The sequence below is a fragment of the Streptomyces sp. NPDC025273 genome (assembly GCF_040638585.1).
Taxonomy (GTDB): domain Bacteria; phylum Actinomycetota; class Actinomycetes; order Streptomycetales; family Streptomycetaceae; genus Streptomyces; species Streptomyces cinereorectus.
On sequence record NZ_JBEZYP010000001.1, the window covers coordinates 1,035,163 to 1,052,553 of the forward strand.

The following is a 17,391-nucleotide window of genomic DNA, read 5'->3' on the forward strand; positions in this document are numbered from 1 at the left end:
TGTAACCTGCACGAAATTTCGCAGAGGGCCAACGTCGTCCCTCGGCACAGCACATGCCACGACGACGACGGGAGAGCCGATGCGTATCCACGCCTGGTCGCCCATGGACGGTCGCCCCGCCCAGCAGGGGATGTACGACCCCCGTAACGAGCACGACGCCTGTGGCGTCGGGTTCGTGGCCACTCTTACCGGTGTGGCCAGCCATGAGCTGGTCGAGCAGGCGCTGACCGTACTGCGCAACCTCGAACACCGCGGCGCCACAGGATCCGAGATCGACTCGGGCGACGGCGCCGGCATCCTGCTTCAGGTCCCGGATGCCTTCCTCCGCGAAGAGGTCGCCTTCGACCTCCCCGAGGCGGGCTCCTACGCCGTCGGAATCGCGTTCCTGCCCGCCGACGGCTCCGCGGAGTCCGTCCAGCAGATCGAGAAGATCGCCGGCGAAGAGGGCCTCGACGTCCTCGGCTGGCGTCAGGTCCCGGTCGCCCCGGACCTCCTGGGCAGCCTCGCCCGCGCCACGATGCCCGAGTTCCGCCAGGTGATCGTCGCCGACGGTGGGAGCACAGGCGTCGCCCTCGACCGCAAGGCCTTCGTGCTGCGCAAGCGCGCCGAGCGGGAGGCCGGGGTGTACTTCCCCTCACTCTCCGCACGCACGATCGTCTACAAGGGCATGCTCACCACCGGGCAGCTGGAACCCTTCTTCCCGGACCTCTCCGACCGCCGTTTCGCCACCACGGTCGCGCTGGTCCACTCCCGCTTCTCCACCAACACCTTCCCGAGCTGGCCCCTCGCGCACCCCTACCGCTTCGTCGCGCACAACGGCGAGATCAACACGGTCAAGGGCAACCGCAACTGGATGAAGGCCCGGGAGTCCCAGCTCGCCTCCAGCCTCTTCGGCGCGGCGCAGCTCGACCGGATCTTCCCCGTCTGCACCCCGGACGCCTCCGACTCGGCCTCCTTCGACGAGGTCCTGGAGCTGCTCCACCTCGGCGGCCGGTCGCTGCCGCACTCGGTGCTGATGATGGTCCCCGAGGCGTGGGAGAACCACGCGTCCATGGAGCCCGCCCGGCGCGCCTTCTACCAGTACCACTCCACGATGATGGAGCCCTGGGACGGCCCGGCCTGCGTCACCTTCACCGACGGCACCCAGGTCGGCGCGGTCCTCGACCGCAACGGTCTGCGCCCCGGCCGCTACTGGGTCACCGACGACGGCCTCGTCGTCCTCTCCTCCGAGGTCGGTGTCCTGGACATCGACCCCGCGAAGGTCGTCCGCAAGGGCCGCCTCCAGCCCGGCAAGATGTTCCTCGTCGACACCGCCGAGCGCCGCATCATCGAGGACGACGAGATCAAGGCGTCCCTCGCCGCCGAGCAGCCCTACACCGAGTGGCTGGAAGCCGGTGAGATCGAGCTCGAGGACCTCCCCGAGCGCGAGCACATCGTCCACACCCACGCCTCGGTCACCCGACGCCAGCAGACCTTCGGCTACACCGAGGAGGAGCTCCGCGTCCTCCTCGCCCCGATGGCCCGCACCGCCGGCGAGCCCCTCGGCTCCATGGGCACGGACTCGCCGATCGCCGCGCTCTCCGAGCGCCCCCGGCTGCTCTTCGACTACTTCACCCAGCTGTTCGCCCAGGTCACCAACCCGCCGCTGGACGCCATCCGCGAGGAGCTCGTCACCTCGCTGCGCTCCACGCTCGGCCCCGCGGGCAACCTTCTGGAGCCGACCGCCGCGGCGTGCCGCAGCGTCACGCTGCCCTTCCCGGTGATCGACAACGACGAGCTGGCCAAGCTCATACACATCAACGCCGACGGCGACATGCCGGGCATGAAGGCCGCCACCCTGGCCGGCCTCTACCGGGTCGGCGGCGGCGGCGACGCCCTCGCCGCCCGGATCGAGGAGATCTGCACCGAGGTCGACGCCGCCATAGAGGACGGCGCCCGCCTGATCGTCCTGTCCGACCGGCACTCCGACGCCGAGCACGCACCGATCCCCTCGCTGCTGCTCACCTCGGCCGTCCACCACCACCTCATCCGCACCAAGCAGCGCACCCAGGTGGGCCTGCTGGTCGAGGCCGGTGACGTACGAGAGGTCCACCACGTCGCGCTGCTGATCGGCTACGGCGCCGCCGCGGTCAACCCGTACCTCGCGATGGAGTCCGTCGAGGACCTCGTCCGCGCCGGCACGTTCATCGAGGGCATCGAGCCCGAGCAGGCCATCCGCAACCTGATCCACGCCCTCGGCAAGGGCGTCCTGAAGGTCATGTCCAAGATGGGCATCTCGACCGTCGCCTCCTACCGCGGCGCCCAGGTCTTCGAGGCCGTCGGCCTGGACGAGGCCTTCGTCGCGCAGTACTTCAACGGCACCGCCACCAAGATCGGCGGCGCCGGTCTCGGCATCGTCGCCCAGGAGGTCGCCGCCCGGCACGCCAAGGCGTACCCCGCCTCCGGCATCTCCGCGTCGCACCGTGCGCTGGAGATCGGCGGCGAGTACCAGTGGCGCCGCGAGGGCGAGCCGCACCTGTTCGACCCGGAGACCGTCTTCCGCCTCCAGCACGCCACCCGCAACCGCCGGTACGACATCTTCAAGAAGTACACCGGCCGGGTGAACGAGCAGTCCGAGCGCCTCATGACGCTCCGCGGACTCTTCGGCTTCAGGAGCGGCCGCGAGCCGATCTCCCTCGACGAGGTCGAGTCCGTCTCCGACATCGTCAAGCGCTTCTCCACCGGTGCCATGTCGTACGGCTCCATCTCCCAGGAGGCGCACGAGACCCTCGCCATCGCCATGAACCAGCTGGGCGGCAAGTCCAACACCGGTGAGGGCGGCGAGGACGCGGACCGGCTGTACGACCCGGCACGCCGCTCGTCCATCAAGCAGGTCGCCTCCGGCCGCTTCGGTGTGACCAGCGAATACCTGGTCAACGCGGACGACATCCAGATCAAGATGGCACAGGGCGCCAAGCCCGGCGAGGGCGGCCAGCTGCCCGGCCACAAGGTCTACCCGTGGGTCGCCAGGACCCGGCACTCCACCCCGGGCGTCGGCCTGATCTCGCCCCCGCCGCACCACGACATCTACTCCATCGAGGACCTGGCTCAGCTGATCCACGACCTCAAGAACGCCAACCCGGCGGCCCGCATCCACGTGAAGCTGGTCTCCGAGGTCGGCGTCGGCACGGTCGCGGCCGGTGTCTCCAAGGCCCACGCGGACGTCGTCCTCATCTCCGGCCACGACGGCGGTACGGGCGCGTCCCCGCTGACCTCGCTCAAGCACGCGGGCGGCCCCTGGGAGCTCGGCCTCGCCGAGACCCAGCAGACGCTGCTGCTCAACGGTCTGCGCGACCGCATCGTCGTCCAGACCGACGGCCAGCTCAAGACCGGCCGCGACGTCGTCATCGCCGCGCTGCTGGGCGCCGAGGAGTTCGGTTTCGCGACCGCGCCGCTCGTCGTCTCCGGCTGCGTCATGATGCGCGTCTGCCACCTCGACACCTGCCCCGTCGGCATCGCCACCCAGAACCCGGTCCTGCGCGACCGGTTCTCCGGCAAGGCCGAATACATCGTCAACTTCTTCGAGTTCATCGCCGAAGAGGTCCGCGAGATCCTCGCCGAGCTCGGCTTCCGCACGATCGAGGAGGCCGTCGGCCACGCAGAACTCCTCGACACCGACCGGGCCGTCACGCACTGGAAGGCACAGGGCCTTGACCTGGCGCCCCTCTTCTACGTACCCGAGCTGCCCGAGGGCGCGGTGCGCCACCAGATCGCCGAGCAGGACCACGGCCTGGCCAAGGCACTCGACAACCAGCTGATCAAGCTCGCCGCCGACGCCCTGGGCGCCGAGAGCGCCGAGGCCGCCCAGCCGGTCCGCGCCCAGATCGCGATCCGCAACATCAACCGCACCGTCGGCACCATGCTCGGCCACGAGGTGACCAAGAAGTTCGGCGGCGCGGGCCTGCCCGACGACACCATCGACATCACCTTCACCGGCTCCGCCGGCCAGTCCTTCGGCGCGTTCGTACCGCGCGGCGTGACGCTGCGCCTGGAGGGCGACGCCAACGACTACGTCGGCAAGGGCCTCTCCGGCGGCCGCGTCGTCGTCCGCCCGGACCGCGGCGCCGACCACCTCGCGGAGTACTCCACCATCGCGGGCAACACCATCGCCTACGGCGCGACCGGCGGCGAACTGTTCCTGCGCGGCCGGACCGGCGAGCGCTTCTGCGTCCGCAACTCCGGTGCGACCGTCGTCTCCGAGGGCGTGGGCGACCACGGCTGCGAATACATGACCGGTGGCCACGCCGTCGTACTCGGCGAGACCGGACGCAACTTCGCGGCAGGCATGTCGGGCGGCACCGCCTACGTCATCGACCTGGACCCCGACAACGTCAACACCGGTAACCTCGGCGCCGTCGGCCCCCTCGACGACACCGACAAGCAGTGGCTGCACGCCGTCGTGCGCCGCCACCAGGAGGAGACCGGCTCCACGGTCGCCGAGAAGCTGCTTGCCGACTGGGACACCGCGGTGGCCCGGTTCAGCAAGATCATCCCGTCCACCTACAAGGCAGTGCTCGCCGCCAAGGACGCCGCTGAGCTCGCCGGTCTCTCCGAGCAGGAGACCACCGAGAAGATGATGGAGGCGGCGACCAATGGCTGACCCCAAGGGCTTCCTGACCACCGGCCGCGAGGTCGCGCAGACCCGCCCCGTCGGCGAGCGCGTCAAGGACTGGAACGAGGTCTACGTTCCGGGCTCGCTGCTCCCGATCATCAGCAAGCAGGCCGGCCGCTGCATGGACTGCGGCATCCCGTTCTGCCACAACGGCTGTCCGCTCGGAAACCTCATCCCCGAGTGGAACGACTACGCCTACCGTGAGGACTGGTCGGCGGCGTCCGAGCGTCTGCACGCCACGAACAACTTCCCGGAGTTCACCGGGCGGCTGTGCCCCGCTCCCTGCGAGTCGGCGTGCGTGCTCGGCATCAACCAGCCGGCCGTCACCATCAAGAACGTCGAAGTCTCCATCATCGACAAGGCCTGGGACAGCGGCGACGTCACCCCGCAGCCGCCCGAGCGCCTCTCCGGCAAGACCGTCGCCGTCATCGGCTCCGGTCCCGCCGGTCTGGCCGCCGCCCAGCAGCTCACCCGGGCCGGCCACACGGTCGTCGTCTACGAGCGCGCCGACCGCATCGGCGGTCTGCTGCGCTACGGCATCCCCGAGTTCAAGATGGAGAAGTCGCACATCAACCGCCGCATCGAGCAGATGCGCGCGGAGGGCACCAAGTTCCGTACGGAGATCGAGATCGGCCGGGACATCGACGCCGCGAAGCTGCGGCGCCGCTACGACTCGATCGTCATCGCCGCCGGTGCCACCGTCTCCCGCGATCTGCCCGTCCCGGGCCGTGAGCTGAACGGCGTGCACTTCGCGATGGAGTACCTCCCGCTCGCCAACAAGGTGCAGGAGGGCGACCTGACGGTCACCCCGATCAGCGCCGAGGGCAAGCACGTCGTCGTCATCGGCGGCGGCGACACGGGTGCCGACTGCGTCGGCACCGCCCACCGGCAGGGCGCCGCCTCCGTCACCCAGCTGGAGATCATGCCGAGGCCGGGCGAGGAGCGGAACGCCAACCAGCCCTGGCCCACCTTCCCCATGCTCTACAAGGTCACCTCCGCGCACGAGGAGGGCGGCGAGCGGGTCTACTCCGTCTCCACCACCCACTTCGAGGGCGACGAGGACGGAAACGTCCGGTCCCTGCACCTCATCGAGGTGGAGTTCAAGGACGGCAAGCTGGAGCAGAAGGCCGGCACCGAGCGGGTCATCCCCGCCCAGCTCGTCACCCTGGCCATGGGATTCACCGGCACCGACCAGGCCAACGGCCTCGTCCAGCAGTTCGGCCTCGGCCTCGACGAACGCGGCAACATCGCGCGCGACGAGAACTACGCGACGAACGTCGACGGCGTCTACGTCGCCGGCGACGCGGGCCGCGGCCAGTCCCTGATCGTGTGGGCCATCGCCGAGGGCCGCTCCGCGGCACGCGGCGTGGACCGCTTCCTCACCGGGACCAGCGCACTGCCGGCCCCGATCCGCCCGACGGACCGTTCACTGACGGTCTGATCACGGCACACACAGACGTCCCGTACAAAGGCGTACGGAACTGAACACGGCGCCCGCCTCGTCCCCGACCGGACCATGGCGGGCGCCGTGGCGCGTCCGGAGCCGGTTCAGCGACCGGGACCGGCGGGACGTCTCCGGGCCGGCCGGCGACGGGCCCCCGGGCGTCCACCGGCTGCCGCCGCCCCACCGGCCGGAGCCGTACGCGCCCTCAGGCGGCGCCGGTCAGCGAAGCCGTCCTCAGGAACACCACCAGCGCCAGCAGCGCGACCAGGACCACCCCGCCGGCCAGCTGGACCCCGGAGGTCCGCAGCTTCGCCGGTGCGTAGGCGAGCCCGTAGGTCACCAGACCGCCGGTCAGGAGACCGCCGAGGTGCCCCTCCCACGAGGTGAACGCGGCGGAGATGACCATCCAGAGCAGGAACCCGGCCATGAAGCGGTTGACCGGCCGCATGTCCCGGCCCAGGCGCCGGTTGATGACGTAGAAGGAAGCCGCCAGACCGAAGATCGCCCCCGAGGCGCCGACCGCGGTGGTCTCCGGCGAGACCAGGTACACCAGCACCGAACCGCCGAGCGCCGACAGCAGGTACAGCGCCAGATAGCGCGCCCGGCCCAGCTGCCCCTCGACGACCCGGCCCAGGTTCCAGAGCGCGAACATGTTGAAGACGAGGTGCATCACGCCGAACGAGGCGTCGGGCGGCAGATGCAGGAAGGCCCCCGTCAGCAGCCGGTACCACTCGCCGTCGGCCACCCCGATCAGGTCGAAGCCGGGAACGGACCCGCCCTCGTAGTAGTAGTGCTCGCCCTCCGCATCGACCAGCACCGCACCGAGCATCCCGAACCGGTCCACCGTCTCGGAACGGACCACCTCGACGACGTACGCGAGGATGTTCAGCACCATCAGTGTGTACGTCACCACCGGCGTCGCGGCCGTCGGCACCGCACCGCCGAACAGCGAGCGGGCCCGGCGGACCGAACGCTGCCCCTCCTTCACGCACTCCACGCAGTGATGACCGACCGCGGCCTCGCGCATGCAGTCGGGGCAGATGTACCGGTCGCAGCGCGTGCAGCGCACGTACGTCTCGTACGACGGGTGGCGGTAACACGTGGTGGCGGCGGCCTCCATGGCCGGCTCCTTCATTCGTGGACGGAGAGGAGGGGCCGCTGGGGGCGGCGGCGCTCAAGATAGCGAACGCCCGGGGAGACGGGCACACCTGGGTGGCGCAGCCCGTAGTCTCGAAGGACCCGCCGCCGGCACCCCGGCAGCCCGGATCCCCTGATCGGAGACCGCCATGGCCGAACCGTCCTCCGCCCCGGGCCCGGCCATCAGCCTGAGCAAGGTGCGGGAGCGGGCACCGGCGCTGGCGGGCCCGTACGAGAGCGCGCGGGCGGCACTGGACACGCACGGGATGAGCGGTCAACGGGCCGCGGTGTACCTGGTGCTCGACTACTCCGGCTCGATGAAGGAGTACTACCGGGACGGCAGCGTCCAGGCGCTGGCCGACCGGGTGCTCGGACTGTCCGCCCATCTCGACGACGACGGCCGGGTGCCCGTCGTGCTCTTCTCCACGGACGTCGACGCGGTCACCGACATAGCCCTGGACCACCACCACGGCCGGATCGACGCGATCGTGGCCGGCCTCGGACACATGGGCAGGACCAGCTACCACCTGGCCATGGACGCCGTCATCGACCACTACCTCGACAGCGGGTCGACCGCACCCGCCCTCGTCGTCTTCCAGACGGACGGCGGACCGATCAGCAAGCACGCGGCACAGCGCTACCTCTGCAAGGCGGCGAGGCTTCCGCTGTTCTGGCAGTTCGTCGGCTTCGGCAACAGGCGGAGCTCCCAGTTCGACTTCCTGCGCAGGCTCGACGAACTGGCCGTACCCGGCATGCGACCCCTGGACAACGCGGGCTTCTTCCACGCCGGATCCGACCCACGGACCGTCCCGGACGCCGAACTCTACGACCGGCTGGTCGCCGAATTCCCGCACTGGCTCGCCGCGGCCCGGGCCCAGGGGGTCGTCCGGTGACCCTGCGCGTACTGAGGGCGGCAGGGCGGACGGCCGTGCCCTGGCACAACGGCGGGGGAGTGACCCGGCAGATCGCGGCTGCCCCCGAGGACGCGGCGGCCGACTCCGTCGACTGGCGGATCAGCCTGGCGGACGTGTCCCGCGACGGACCCTTCTCCCTCTTCCCCGGCCTGGACCGCACCCTGACCGTCGTCGAGGGCGAAGGCATGGACCTCGTGGTCGGCGGGGAACACCACATCGTCGACGAGCCGTTGTGGCCCCACGACTTCCCCGGCGACCTGCCGACCCACGGCCGGCTCCTCGCGGGCCCGGTCGTCAACCTCAACGTGATGTACCGCAGGGACCGCCCGCCGGCCTCGACCGCGGTCGTACGAGGCACCGTCCGGCTCATCCCGCCGGACGGCGGTGCGGTCGTGGCCGTGGCACTGGAGGACGGTGCGGTGCTGGAGGGCGGCACAGACGTCGAACTGGCCCGTCACGACGCGGTGCTGGCCGTCGGCGAGTCACCGGGGGTGCTGCGGACGTGCGGATACGCGGTGGTCGTCACCCTGCCGGGCCGGTGAAGCGGCGTCACGCGCCGGACACCCGGTAGCGGCGCACCGGGGGGACGCCGGGAGGCCCGGACGACGGGGGCAGACCCTGCCTCTGGGCGATCGGCATGATCAGCGTGCCGAATTTCTCCATCGCCTCCTCCGACTCCCAGAGGCCGTGGATCTCCGGGCCGGCGCCGGTCGGCACACACCTGTGCGAAGACATCCGGCGAACGTGTCACCGGGGAGCGCCCGCGGTTCGGCGTCGAGCGCGTCGTACCGCTCAGGCGTCACGCCGGGCAGTACGGCCTTCGTGAAGACCGCCGTCCGACTCATCTCGGGTCGGCGGGGCCCCCGCCGCCGGAGCGACGGCACGCCCCTTCCACGGCACCAGGAGCGCGACGAGGCGGCATCCGATCCGGTGACGTCCGGAGAGTCCCGGGAAACCCCGACGGAAGATGCCGGGATCACGGGATTCGATGACCGCATGACATCGAGTTCGTGGCAAGACTTCCAGGCGGCCGAGCCGGCCTTCGCCGCCACCGTCCGGAAGCGGTTCCAGCAGTACAGGCACCATGTCCTGGCCACGCTCCGCAAGGACGGATCACCCCGGGTGACCGGACTGGAGGTGGAGTTCCGGCTGGAGGAGATGTGGTTCGGCATGATGCCGAACTCCCGCAAGGCACTCGACCTGCGGCGCGACCCCCGCTTCGCCGTCCAGGCCAACCCGGGGCCCGACGCGGAGATGGCCGACGGCGACGTCCGGGTCTCCGGCCGGGCGGTGGAGATCACCGACCCGGCCGTGCTGGCCCGCTTCGTCGAGGCGGTGACGCCGCCGGAACCCTTCCTCCTCTTCCGCGCCGCACCCGACGAGGTGGTCCGCACCGGGCTCGACGGGGACGACCTGGTCGTCCAGGTCTGGCGCCCCGGCGGCCCGCTGCGGACCCTGCGCAGGGGCAACGGCGACAGCCCGCCCCGCGAGATGTGAGCGTCCGGTTCCCCCCCCGGTGGCCTGGACATCCCGGTCACGGGCCGCTTCCTGCGCGACACCGTCCGGGGCGCGGGCTCCTGGTACCGGCCGGGCGATGATCCCGGCCCCGAGGAGCTCGAGGCCGGGGCGTTTCCCTGATCAAGGACGGCATCGCGTCGCGTACATGATGAATGTGCCCGAAGGCGCCCACCCGAAGGCGCCCACCCGAGGGCACCCGACCGGAGCAACCCGCGCCGAGAACCTGCCCGCTCCGTCCGCCGCGTCCGCGCCCGCCGGACGCGCGCGGGCGCGGCATTCGGGTGAATGTCCTCCCGGTCGGCCGCAGCGATGATCCGGAGGTTCCGCTCCTTCTCCCCACGGCTCACAACCCTTGGGAGAACAGCGCGGGAAGCGTCGGGGGGCGATTCCGGAACCCTCGGCAACGGCCCCGGTGACCGCCCTGGTCGGCGCACCTTCCCGCGGGGCGGGTCAGAGGGGATCTGCCGCTCGGCGACAGAACGTGCTACGGTTGCCCAGTTGCAGTTTTGGTACCCATGAACTTTATGTGCGCCTGACGGGAACCCTCCTCAGGCGCTTTATTGTTTTCCGGCTTTCTCCGGATGGGGCTCAATGCGGCGACTTGGAATTCGTAAAGTGCGGATTTCCGGCACTGCACCTCTTTTAGGAGAATGACATGGCTACTGGAACCGTGAAGTGGTTCAACTCGGAAAAGGGCTTCGGCTTCATCGAGCAGGACGGCGGCGGCGCCGACGTCTTCGCCCACTACTCGAACATCGCCACCCAGGGCTTCCGTGAGCTCCAGGAGGGCCAGAAGGTCTCCTTCGACGTCACGCAGGGCCAGAAGGGCCCGCAGGCGGAGAACATCGTCCCGGCCTAATCGCCGGACGCGTACCTCGCAGCCGGGGCCCGCACCGTGAAGGTGCGGGCCCCGGTTTGTGCTGTTTCCGGCTCGTACCGTCCCCGGTCCGCTCCGTGTCCGGGACACCTGCTCTGTGCTTGCATCCTGGGGCGCACATCAAGCAGTCCGCAGCAGTCGGCAGTAATCCCAGGAATCCCCCAGGAGGGCAATTCCGTATGACCCGCTCCGAACGCCAGGACCGTCCCACCCGCAACCGCCCGATAAGAGGGCGCGGCGCGGACCGGCCGCAGGCGAACACCCGAGGCTCCGGCAAGGCGCCGGCCCGTCGCAGGCCCGCACCGGCACAGGGCGGCGAATTCGCCGTGCCGGAGACCATGACCCCCGCACTGCCCGCCGTCGAGGCGTTCGCCGAGCTGGACATGCCCGCCGCGCTGCTGAAGACCCTCGCCGCCCAGGGTGTGACCGACCCGTTCCCCATCCAGGGCGCCACCCTGCCGAACTCGCTGGCCGGACGGGACATCCTCGGCCGTGGCCGCACCGGCTCCGGAAAGACCCTGGCCTTCGGCCTGGCCCTGCTCGCGCGCACCGCCGGACGCCGCTCCGAACCGCACGCCCCGCTGGCCCTCGTCCTCGTCCCGACCCGTGAGCTCGCCCAGCAGGTGACCGACGCGCTGACGCCGTACGCGACGTCCGTGAACCTCCGCGTGGCCACGGTCGTCGGCGGCATGTCGATCAGCCGGCAGTCCGGCGCGCTGCGCCGCGGCGCCGAGGTGCTCGTCGCCACACCGGGACGGCTCAAGGACCTCATCGAGCGCGGCGACTGCCGCCTCGACGAGGTCGCCGTCACCGTCCTCGACGAGGCCGACCAGATGGCCGACATGGGCTTCATGCCGCAGGTCGTCGCGCTGCTCAAGCAGGTCGAGCCGGACGGGCAGCGGATGCTGTTCTCCGCGACCCTGGACAAGAACATCGACCGGCTGGTCAAGATGTTCCTGACCGACCCGGTCGTGCACTCGGTCGACCCGTCGGCGGGCGCCGTCACCACCATGGAGCACCACGTGCTGCACGTGGCGGACGAGACGGACAAGAAGGCCGTCGCCACGCGGATCGCCGCCCGTGAGGGCCGGGTGATCATGTTCGTCGACACCAAGCGTGCCGCCGACCGCTTCGCCAAGCGGCTGCTCGCCAGCGGTGTGCGGGCCGCGGCCCTGCACGGCGGCCGGTCGCAGCCGCAGCGCAACCGGACGCTGGACCAGTTCAAGAACGGCCAGGTCACGGCGCTGGTCGCGACGAACGTGGCGGCCCGTGGCATTCACGTCGACGACCTCGACCTGGTCGTCAACGTGGACCCGCCGACCGATCACAAGGACTACCTCCACCGTGGTGGGCGCACGGCGCGCGCCGGGGAGTCCGGCAGCGTCGTCACGCTGGTGCTGCCCGAGGAGAAGCGGGACATGACCCGGCTGATGTCGGACGCGGGCATCGCGCCGCGCACCACCCGGATCAGGTCCAGCGACGAGGAGCTCAGCCGGATCACCGGTGCCCGTGAGCCGTCCGGCGTCGCGATCGTCATCGAGGTGCCGCAGCCGACGCAGCCCAAGCCGCGTACACGCGGTTCCGGCTCTGGTCCGGCGGCGGGCGGAGCCGTCCGCTCGGGCAGCCGGGGCCGCGGCCGTCGCGGGGGTACGGGCGCGGGCTCGGGCGCCGCACAGAGCGGTGGAGGTGCGACGCGCGGCGGCGGTGGCGCGCGCGGTGGTGCCGGCGGCGCGGGCGGATCCGCCCGTGGCGCCGGGGCCGGCCGGGCCGGTGGCGGAGGGCGCGGGCGCCGGGCCGCGTAGCCGCCAGACCCCCCCCCGGGCACGGGGACCGGCTCCTGCCGGTCGCCGTGCCCGTCGTCATGTCCGCCCTCGGCCACGGTCCGTGTCCTCAGTCCCCGGGGCCGTCCGAGAGGCCGTGCGGCTCCTCCGGCAGGGCTGCCGGGTCCTCGTGATGACCGAGCGCCCGTTCCGCCGACGCGATGAGCACCGGGTCCGACGCCCCGCGCACCAGCTCCCGCAGCAGGGGCACGGCACGTGCCGCGAACGGCTTCGCACCGGTACGGAATCCGAGCCGTGCCAGCACCTGGGCCCCGAACGCCTGCCGTAGCGGATCGTCGCTCGCCGTCCAGGCGGCCGCCGCCTGGAACGTCTCCTCGTCACCGCGCAGCCGCAACGCCCTGACCGACTCGTGCCAGTTGTCCAGCTCCGGGTCCCCGTACCGCAGCGCCCTGGCCGCCAGCTCCTCGGAGGAGGCCCGCAGCCCCAGCGCGTGCTCCAGGAGCGTCGCGATGGCGCCGTGCCCCGTCTGCTGGTCCTGACCCGCGAACGGCTCGCCGTCCCGCAGGAGTTCGACGCTGACGGTCATCCCGCCGTCCACGGCCGTGCGGAGCACCGTGCTCCCGTGACGCGGATCGTTCCCGTACCGGGCGGACAGGGCGTCGCGCAGCTCCTGCTCCACGTCCAGCGCCAGCACGCGCCGGGCTTCCTCCAGCGCCCGGTCCAGGTCCCGGGCGCCGTGCCCGAGCAGGGTCCGTACGGTGCGCGCCGATCCGCGCCGGGCCGCCACCACCAGCGGGGGCTCGCCCTGCGGACCGGGCAGGCCGGGGTCCGCGCCGTGGCCGAGCAGCAGCTCCGCGATCCGCGCGTGGCCCAGGCCGGCCGCCCAGCGCAGCGCGGTGAAGCCGAACTGCTCGCGCAGGTCCGGCCACGCACCGGCCGCCAGCAGTGCCTCGACGACCTCGGCGTGCCCGCCGCACGCCGCCCCGCACAGCGGCAGGTCACCGGCCTCCGGGCCGCTCGCCCGGTTCGGGTCCGCGCCCACGGCCAGCAGCAGCCGGACCGCACCGGGCAGGTCCTGCACGGACGCCAGGTACAGCGCGGTCGTCCCGTCCTCGTCACTCGACTCGGCGGACACACCCGCGCGGAGCGCCCGTACGACGGCGTTCTCACCGTCGTACAACGCCTCGAAGAGGCTGCTCGGGTCCCCGGCCGGATCGTTCGTCATACACCGACCCTACGGCCGCCCCGGCCCGTGACCGCGACTCAGGTGTCGCACTCCAGGACGGTGCGGCACAGTCCGCACCGGACGCGCACCCGGCCCCGGACCTGGACCCGGATGCGCTGGTGACAGGTGGGGCAGGCGAAGGAGACCCGGAGCCCGTCGGGCCCCCTCCCGAAGGCGTAGGGCACGGACGGGTCCTGGCCCGGTCCCGGGCGCTCCTCGGCCCGGCGCCGGTCCCTGGCGTATCGGCGCCGGCCCGCCCACCCCGCCGAGGCCAGCGGCGGCCGGTGGTGGTCGTAACGCGCCCGGTCCCGGCCCTTCGTGTACGCCGTGTAGGCCTGGGGGCTCGTGAACCACACGGAGGGGTCCTCGTCGAAGACGAGCGCGCGCTCGGCGAGTACGTACCCGAATTCCTCGGGCGTGAGATAGCCGAGCTTCTGGCTGGAGGTCGCGTCCTCGCGGAAGGCGTCCAGCAGGAGCCAGCCCGCGCCGAGATAGGCGGTCACCGTGTCGGTGAGGATCTCGTTGTCCCGGGTGCCGGGGAATGCCAGGCCCAGCCGGTGCAGCAGCACATGGGTGATCTCGTGCGCCAGCGCGGCCCCGATGTCCCTGCGGTGCGTACGGAACCGGTCGTTGAGCTCGATGAAGTACTCCGGCCCTGCGGTGAGTTCGACGGTCGCGGCGTGCTCCATCGGCCGGAAGCCGACGATGATGCGGGCCTCCGGCAGGTGCAGGTGCTGCACCAGGGCGTGCGCCACCCGCTGGGCGCCGAGGTGCAGGTCGTCCCCGTCGGAGAAGGCCGCGTCGGCCGGGGCGAGGCTGGTGGGGTACCTGTGCACACCGTCGGGGGAGATCCGCCGGTAGAGCGCGGTGATCGCGGACCTGACGGTGTCGAGATGCGGAAACCCGTGGACGACCGGACCGCCGCCGGCACCGCTGCTCCTGCCGTCGCTCACGTCCCGACTCCCCATCAATCGTGCCCGACGGACCTCACTCTAGGCGGACGCGCGGGGGAGCAGGCCGGTCGACCGCCTCATGATCTTGGCCGGAATGCCTGTCTTGTGGCAGCGGTGATCGTCTCCCGATAATCGGAGCGTTCTTGTCGGGAGCATGTCGATAACCTCGTCGGCTGTGCCCCTGACCTGCACCTGCATGCCCGCACACCTGCACCTGCTACCCCCACCGAACCCCCCACCCGAAAGCAGGCAGTCCCTTGAAGCAGCTTCTGCGCACCCTCAAAAGATGTTCCGTCGTCGCCGCGGTGGCCCTCGCCGCCCTCAGCCTCCAGCCCAGTGCCTCCGCGGCCCCCGCCCCCGTCGTCGGCGGGACCCGCGCAGCCCAGGGCGAGTTCCCCTTCATGGTCCGGCTCTCCATGGGCTGCGGCGGCGCGCTGTACGCCAAGGACATCGTGCTCACCGCCGCGCACTGCGTGAACGGCTCCGGCAACAACACCTCGATCACCGCCACCGGCGGCGTCGTCGACCTGCAGTCCAGCAGTGCCGTCAAGGTGAAGTCCACCAAGGTCCTGCAGGCCCCCGGCTACAACGGCAAGGGCAAGGACTGGGCGCTGATCAAGCTCGCCCAGCCCATCAACCAGCCCACCCTCAAGATCGCCACCACCACCGCGTACAACACGGGCACCTTCACCGTCGCGGGCTGGGGCGCCGCCACCGAGGGCGGAAGCCAGCAGCGCTACCTGCTGAAGGCGACCGTGCCGTACGTCTCCGACAGCGTCTGCCAGCAGGCCTACGGCAGCGACCTCGTCCCCAGCGAGGAGCTCTGCGCCGGCTACGTGAGCACGGGCGGCGTGGACACCTGCCAGGGTGACTCCGGCGGCCCCATGTTCCGCAAGGACAACGCCGGAGCCTGGATCCAGGTCGGCATAGTCAGCTGGGGCGAGGGCTGCGCACGCGCCGGCTACCCCGGCGTGTACACCGAGGTGTCGACCTTCGCCTCGGCCATCGCGTCCGCGGCCGCGACCCTCTGACCCGACTCACCCCTGAGCATCCCCGGGGGCGCCCTTCCCGACGGGCGCCCCCGGGCCCAGCTCCACGAACGGGGGTCCGGCCTCCTCCAGTTCCAGCACCCACACCTCGTTGGAACCCTCGCGGAGCACCGGCCCCGGGACGTACAGCGTGCGCTGCGGTCCCGCCGACCAGTAGCGCCCCAGGCAGAAGCCGTTCACCCAGACGAACCCGCGCGTCCAGCCCGGCAGTCCGAGATCCGCGTGGCCCGTCCCCGCCGCACCGCTCACCTCGAAGAACCCGCGGAACAGGCCCGTCCGTCCCGCCTCCGCCGCGCCCCCGAACCGCACCCTTGCCATCGCCCCCGGCTCCTCGAAGGCATCCAGCCGCAGCGCCCGCGCCCGGACCCCGTGCAGGAACTGCCGCTCGTGCAGCACCCCGCCCGTGATGCCCTTCGGCTCACCCAGCCGCGGCCCGTAGTTGACCCGGCCCAGCGACTCCACCCACAGCTCCACCCGCGCGGGACCCGCGACCGGCTCGTCCAGGGTGTGGTCCTCCTCCGTGAGCACCCCCGCCCGGACCCCGTCCACGTACACCACCGCCCGGTCCCGCAGCCCCGCCGCACGCAACGGGTACGGCTGCCGCGGCCCGGGGACGTCCACCCGGTACCGCACCAGGCCCCGGTCGACACCCAGGTCCTCGAACGTCGGCGGAACACCGCACTCCGGCCCCTCCGGATCGCCCAGCGCCTCCAGCACCCCCTCCAGCGGCCCGGCCTGCGTCAACGTGACCCGCGCCGGCCGCACCAGCCCCACGGGCTCCGGCGGCAGACCGGGCAGCGGACCCTCCGCGTACTCGGCCAGCACCTTCCGCAGCTGCCAGAACTTCTCCGTGGGCCGCCCGTACTCGTCGACGGGCGCGTCGTAGTCGTACGAGGTCACCGTCGCCACCAGCGCCCCGTCCTGCAGCGGACCGCGACGGTTGGCCCCCGCCCAGCCCGCGAAATTCGTGCCGCCGTGCGCCATGTAGATGTTGACGGAGGCCCCGCACCGCAGGATCTCGCGCAGCGCGGCGGCCGTCCCGGCGGGATCCCGCACGACGGGCTCGGCACCCCAGTGCTCGAACCAGCCGCACCAGAACTCCATGCACATCAGCGGCCCCCGCGGCCGGTGCCGGCGCAGCACCGCGAACGCCTCGCGCGCCCCCGAGCCGAAATTCGCCGTCGCCGCCAGACCGGGCACCGAACCGCCCGTCAGCATGTGGTCCTCGGGCCCGTCGGACGTGAACAGCGGCACGGTCACCCCGCACCGGCGCAACAGCCCCGCCAGCTCCTCCAGATGGACCCGGTCGGAGCCGTAGCTCCCGTACTCGTTCTCCGCCTGCACCATGATCACCGGTCCGCCGCAGGTGATCTGGCGCCGCACCACCTGTGGCAGCAGCTCCCCGAACCAGCCCTCCACCGCCGCGGTGTACCCCGGGTCCCGGGTCCGTACCCGCCGGCCGAAACGGCCCGTCACCCAGGACGGCAGCCCGCCGTTCTCCCACTCGGCGCAGATGTACGGCCCGGGGCGCACGATCGCCATCAGCCCCGCCCGGTGCGCCGCGTCCAGGAACCGGCCGAGCGCCCCCACGTCCCGCAGGTGCCCCTGCCGCGGTTCGTGGAGATTCCACGGCACGTACGTCTCCACGCAGTTCAGGCCCATCGCGCACAGCATCGACAGCCGGTGCTCCCACTGCTCCTCGTGCACCCGGAAGTAGTGCAGTGCCCCCGACAGCAGCCGCACGGGCTTCCCGTCGAGCCGGAAGTGGTCGTCCCCCACGGTGAAGTCGGTCATCGTGCTCGTACGCTCCTGTGTGCGATCCTCGCCGGCCATCAGCATCCT

Annotated in this window: 13 protein-coding genes; 8 read left to right on the top strand and 5 right to left on the bottom strand. The window is 71.6% G+C overall.

What is annotated here, in order from left to right:
- Positions 1–79: 79 nt before the first annotated feature.
- Together gltB and AB0F38_RS04580 are read left to right on the top strand one after the other, a co-directional pair.
- A complete protein-coding gene (gene gltB / locus AB0F38_RS04575; RefSeq protein WP_361886462.1) occupies positions 80–4,639 on the top strand; it encodes a glutamate synthase large subunit in 4,560 nt (1,519 codons plus the stop codon).
- Entirely contained in the window at positions 4,632–6,092 is a 1,461-nt protein-coding gene (locus tag AB0F38_RS04580) for a glutamate synthase subunit beta (protein WP_361886465.1), read from the top strand. The genes gltB and AB0F38_RS04580 overlap by 8 nt, the downstream gene beginning before the upstream one ends.
- A gap of 208 nt (positions 6,093–6,300) precedes the next feature.
- Here the strand turns inward: AB0F38_RS04580 and AB0F38_RS04585 are convergent, their stop codons facing one another.
- Positions 6,301–7,215, bottom strand: a complete 915-nt coding sequence (locus AB0F38_RS04585) for a rhomboid family intramembrane serine protease (protein ID WP_361886467.1) — start codon at positions 7,213–7,215, stop codon at positions 6,301–6,303.
- Positions 7,216–7,381: 166 nt separating this feature from the next.
- Between AB0F38_RS04585 and AB0F38_RS04590 the strand changes: the two genes are divergently transcribed.
- Together AB0F38_RS04590 and AB0F38_RS04595 are read left to right on the top strand one after the other, a co-directional pair.
- Entirely contained in the window at positions 7,382–8,125 is a 744-nt protein-coding gene (locus tag AB0F38_RS04590) for a VWA domain-containing protein (RefSeq protein WP_361886470.1), read from the top strand.
- Entirely contained in the window at positions 8,122–8,688 is a 567-nt protein-coding gene (locus tag AB0F38_RS04595) for a HutD family protein (RefSeq protein ID WP_361886472.1), read from the top strand. Before AB0F38_RS04590 ends, AB0F38_RS04595 begins: the two co-directional genes overlap by 4 nt.
- 7 nt (positions 8,689–8,695) lie before the next feature.
- Here the strand turns inward: AB0F38_RS04595 and AB0F38_RS04600 are convergent, their stop codons facing one another.
- On the bottom strand, positions 8,696–8,881 hold the full coding sequence (locus AB0F38_RS04600; protein ID WP_361886475.1) for a hypothetical protein: 186 nt from the start codon (positions 8,879–8,881) through the stop codon (positions 8,696–8,698).
- A gap of 261 nt (positions 8,882–9,142) precedes the next feature.
- On the opposite strand from AB0F38_RS04600, the gene AB0F38_RS04605 reads away from it, so the two are divergent.
- The 3 genes from AB0F38_RS04605 (at position 9,143) to AB0F38_RS04615 (ending at position 12,343) form a co-directional block, all read left to right on the top strand.
- A complete protein-coding gene (locus tag AB0F38_RS04605; RefSeq protein ID WP_361886478.1) occupies positions 9,143–9,643 on the top strand; it encodes a pyridoxamine 5'-phosphate oxidase family protein in 501 nt (166 codons plus the stop codon).
- A gap of 676 nt (positions 9,644–10,319) precedes the next feature.
- Positions 10,320–10,523: a cold-shock protein gene (locus tag AB0F38_RS04610; RefSeq protein ID WP_015607926.1), complete on the top strand. Its 204-nt coding sequence runs from the start codon at positions 10,320–10,322 to the stop codon at positions 10,521–10,523.
- Positions 10,524–10,720: 197 nt separating this feature from the next.
- The gene (locus tag AB0F38_RS04615) at positions 10,721–12,343 is read left to right on the top strand and encodes a DEAD/DEAH box helicase (protein WP_361886481.1); all 1,623 of its coding nucleotides are present in this window, start codon (positions 10,721–10,723) and stop codon (positions 12,341–12,343) included.
- 88 nt (positions 12,344–12,431) lie between these two features.
- On the opposite strand, the gene AB0F38_RS04620 is transcribed toward AB0F38_RS04615, so the two are convergent.
- The gene (locus tag AB0F38_RS04620) at positions 12,432–13,547 is read right to left on the bottom strand and encodes an ankyrin repeat domain-containing protein (RefSeq protein ID WP_361886484.1); all 1,116 of its coding nucleotides are present in this window, start codon (positions 13,545–13,547) and stop codon (positions 12,432–12,434) included.
- Positions 13,548–13,585: 38 nt separating this feature from the next.
- On the bottom strand, positions 13,586–14,515 hold the full coding sequence (locus AB0F38_RS04625; RefSeq protein WP_361886487.1) for a hypothetical protein: 930 nt from the start codon (positions 14,513–14,515) through the stop codon (positions 13,586–13,588).
- 242 nt (positions 14,516–14,757) lie between these two features.
- On the opposite strand from AB0F38_RS04625, the gene AB0F38_RS04630 reads away from it, so the two are divergent.
- A complete protein-coding gene (locus AB0F38_RS04630; protein ID WP_361886490.1) occupies positions 14,758–15,531 on the top strand; it encodes a serine protease in 774 nt (257 codons plus the stop codon).
- A 6-nt stretch (positions 15,532–15,537) separates the two neighbouring features.
- Here the strand turns inward: AB0F38_RS04630 and AB0F38_RS04635 are convergent, their stop codons facing one another.
- Complete coding sequence (locus AB0F38_RS04635) at positions 15,538–17,343, bottom strand: beta-galactosidase family protein (protein WP_361886786.1); 1,806 nt, start codon at positions 17,341–17,343, stop codon at positions 15,538–15,540.
- Positions 17,344–17,391 lie beyond the last annotated feature (48 nt).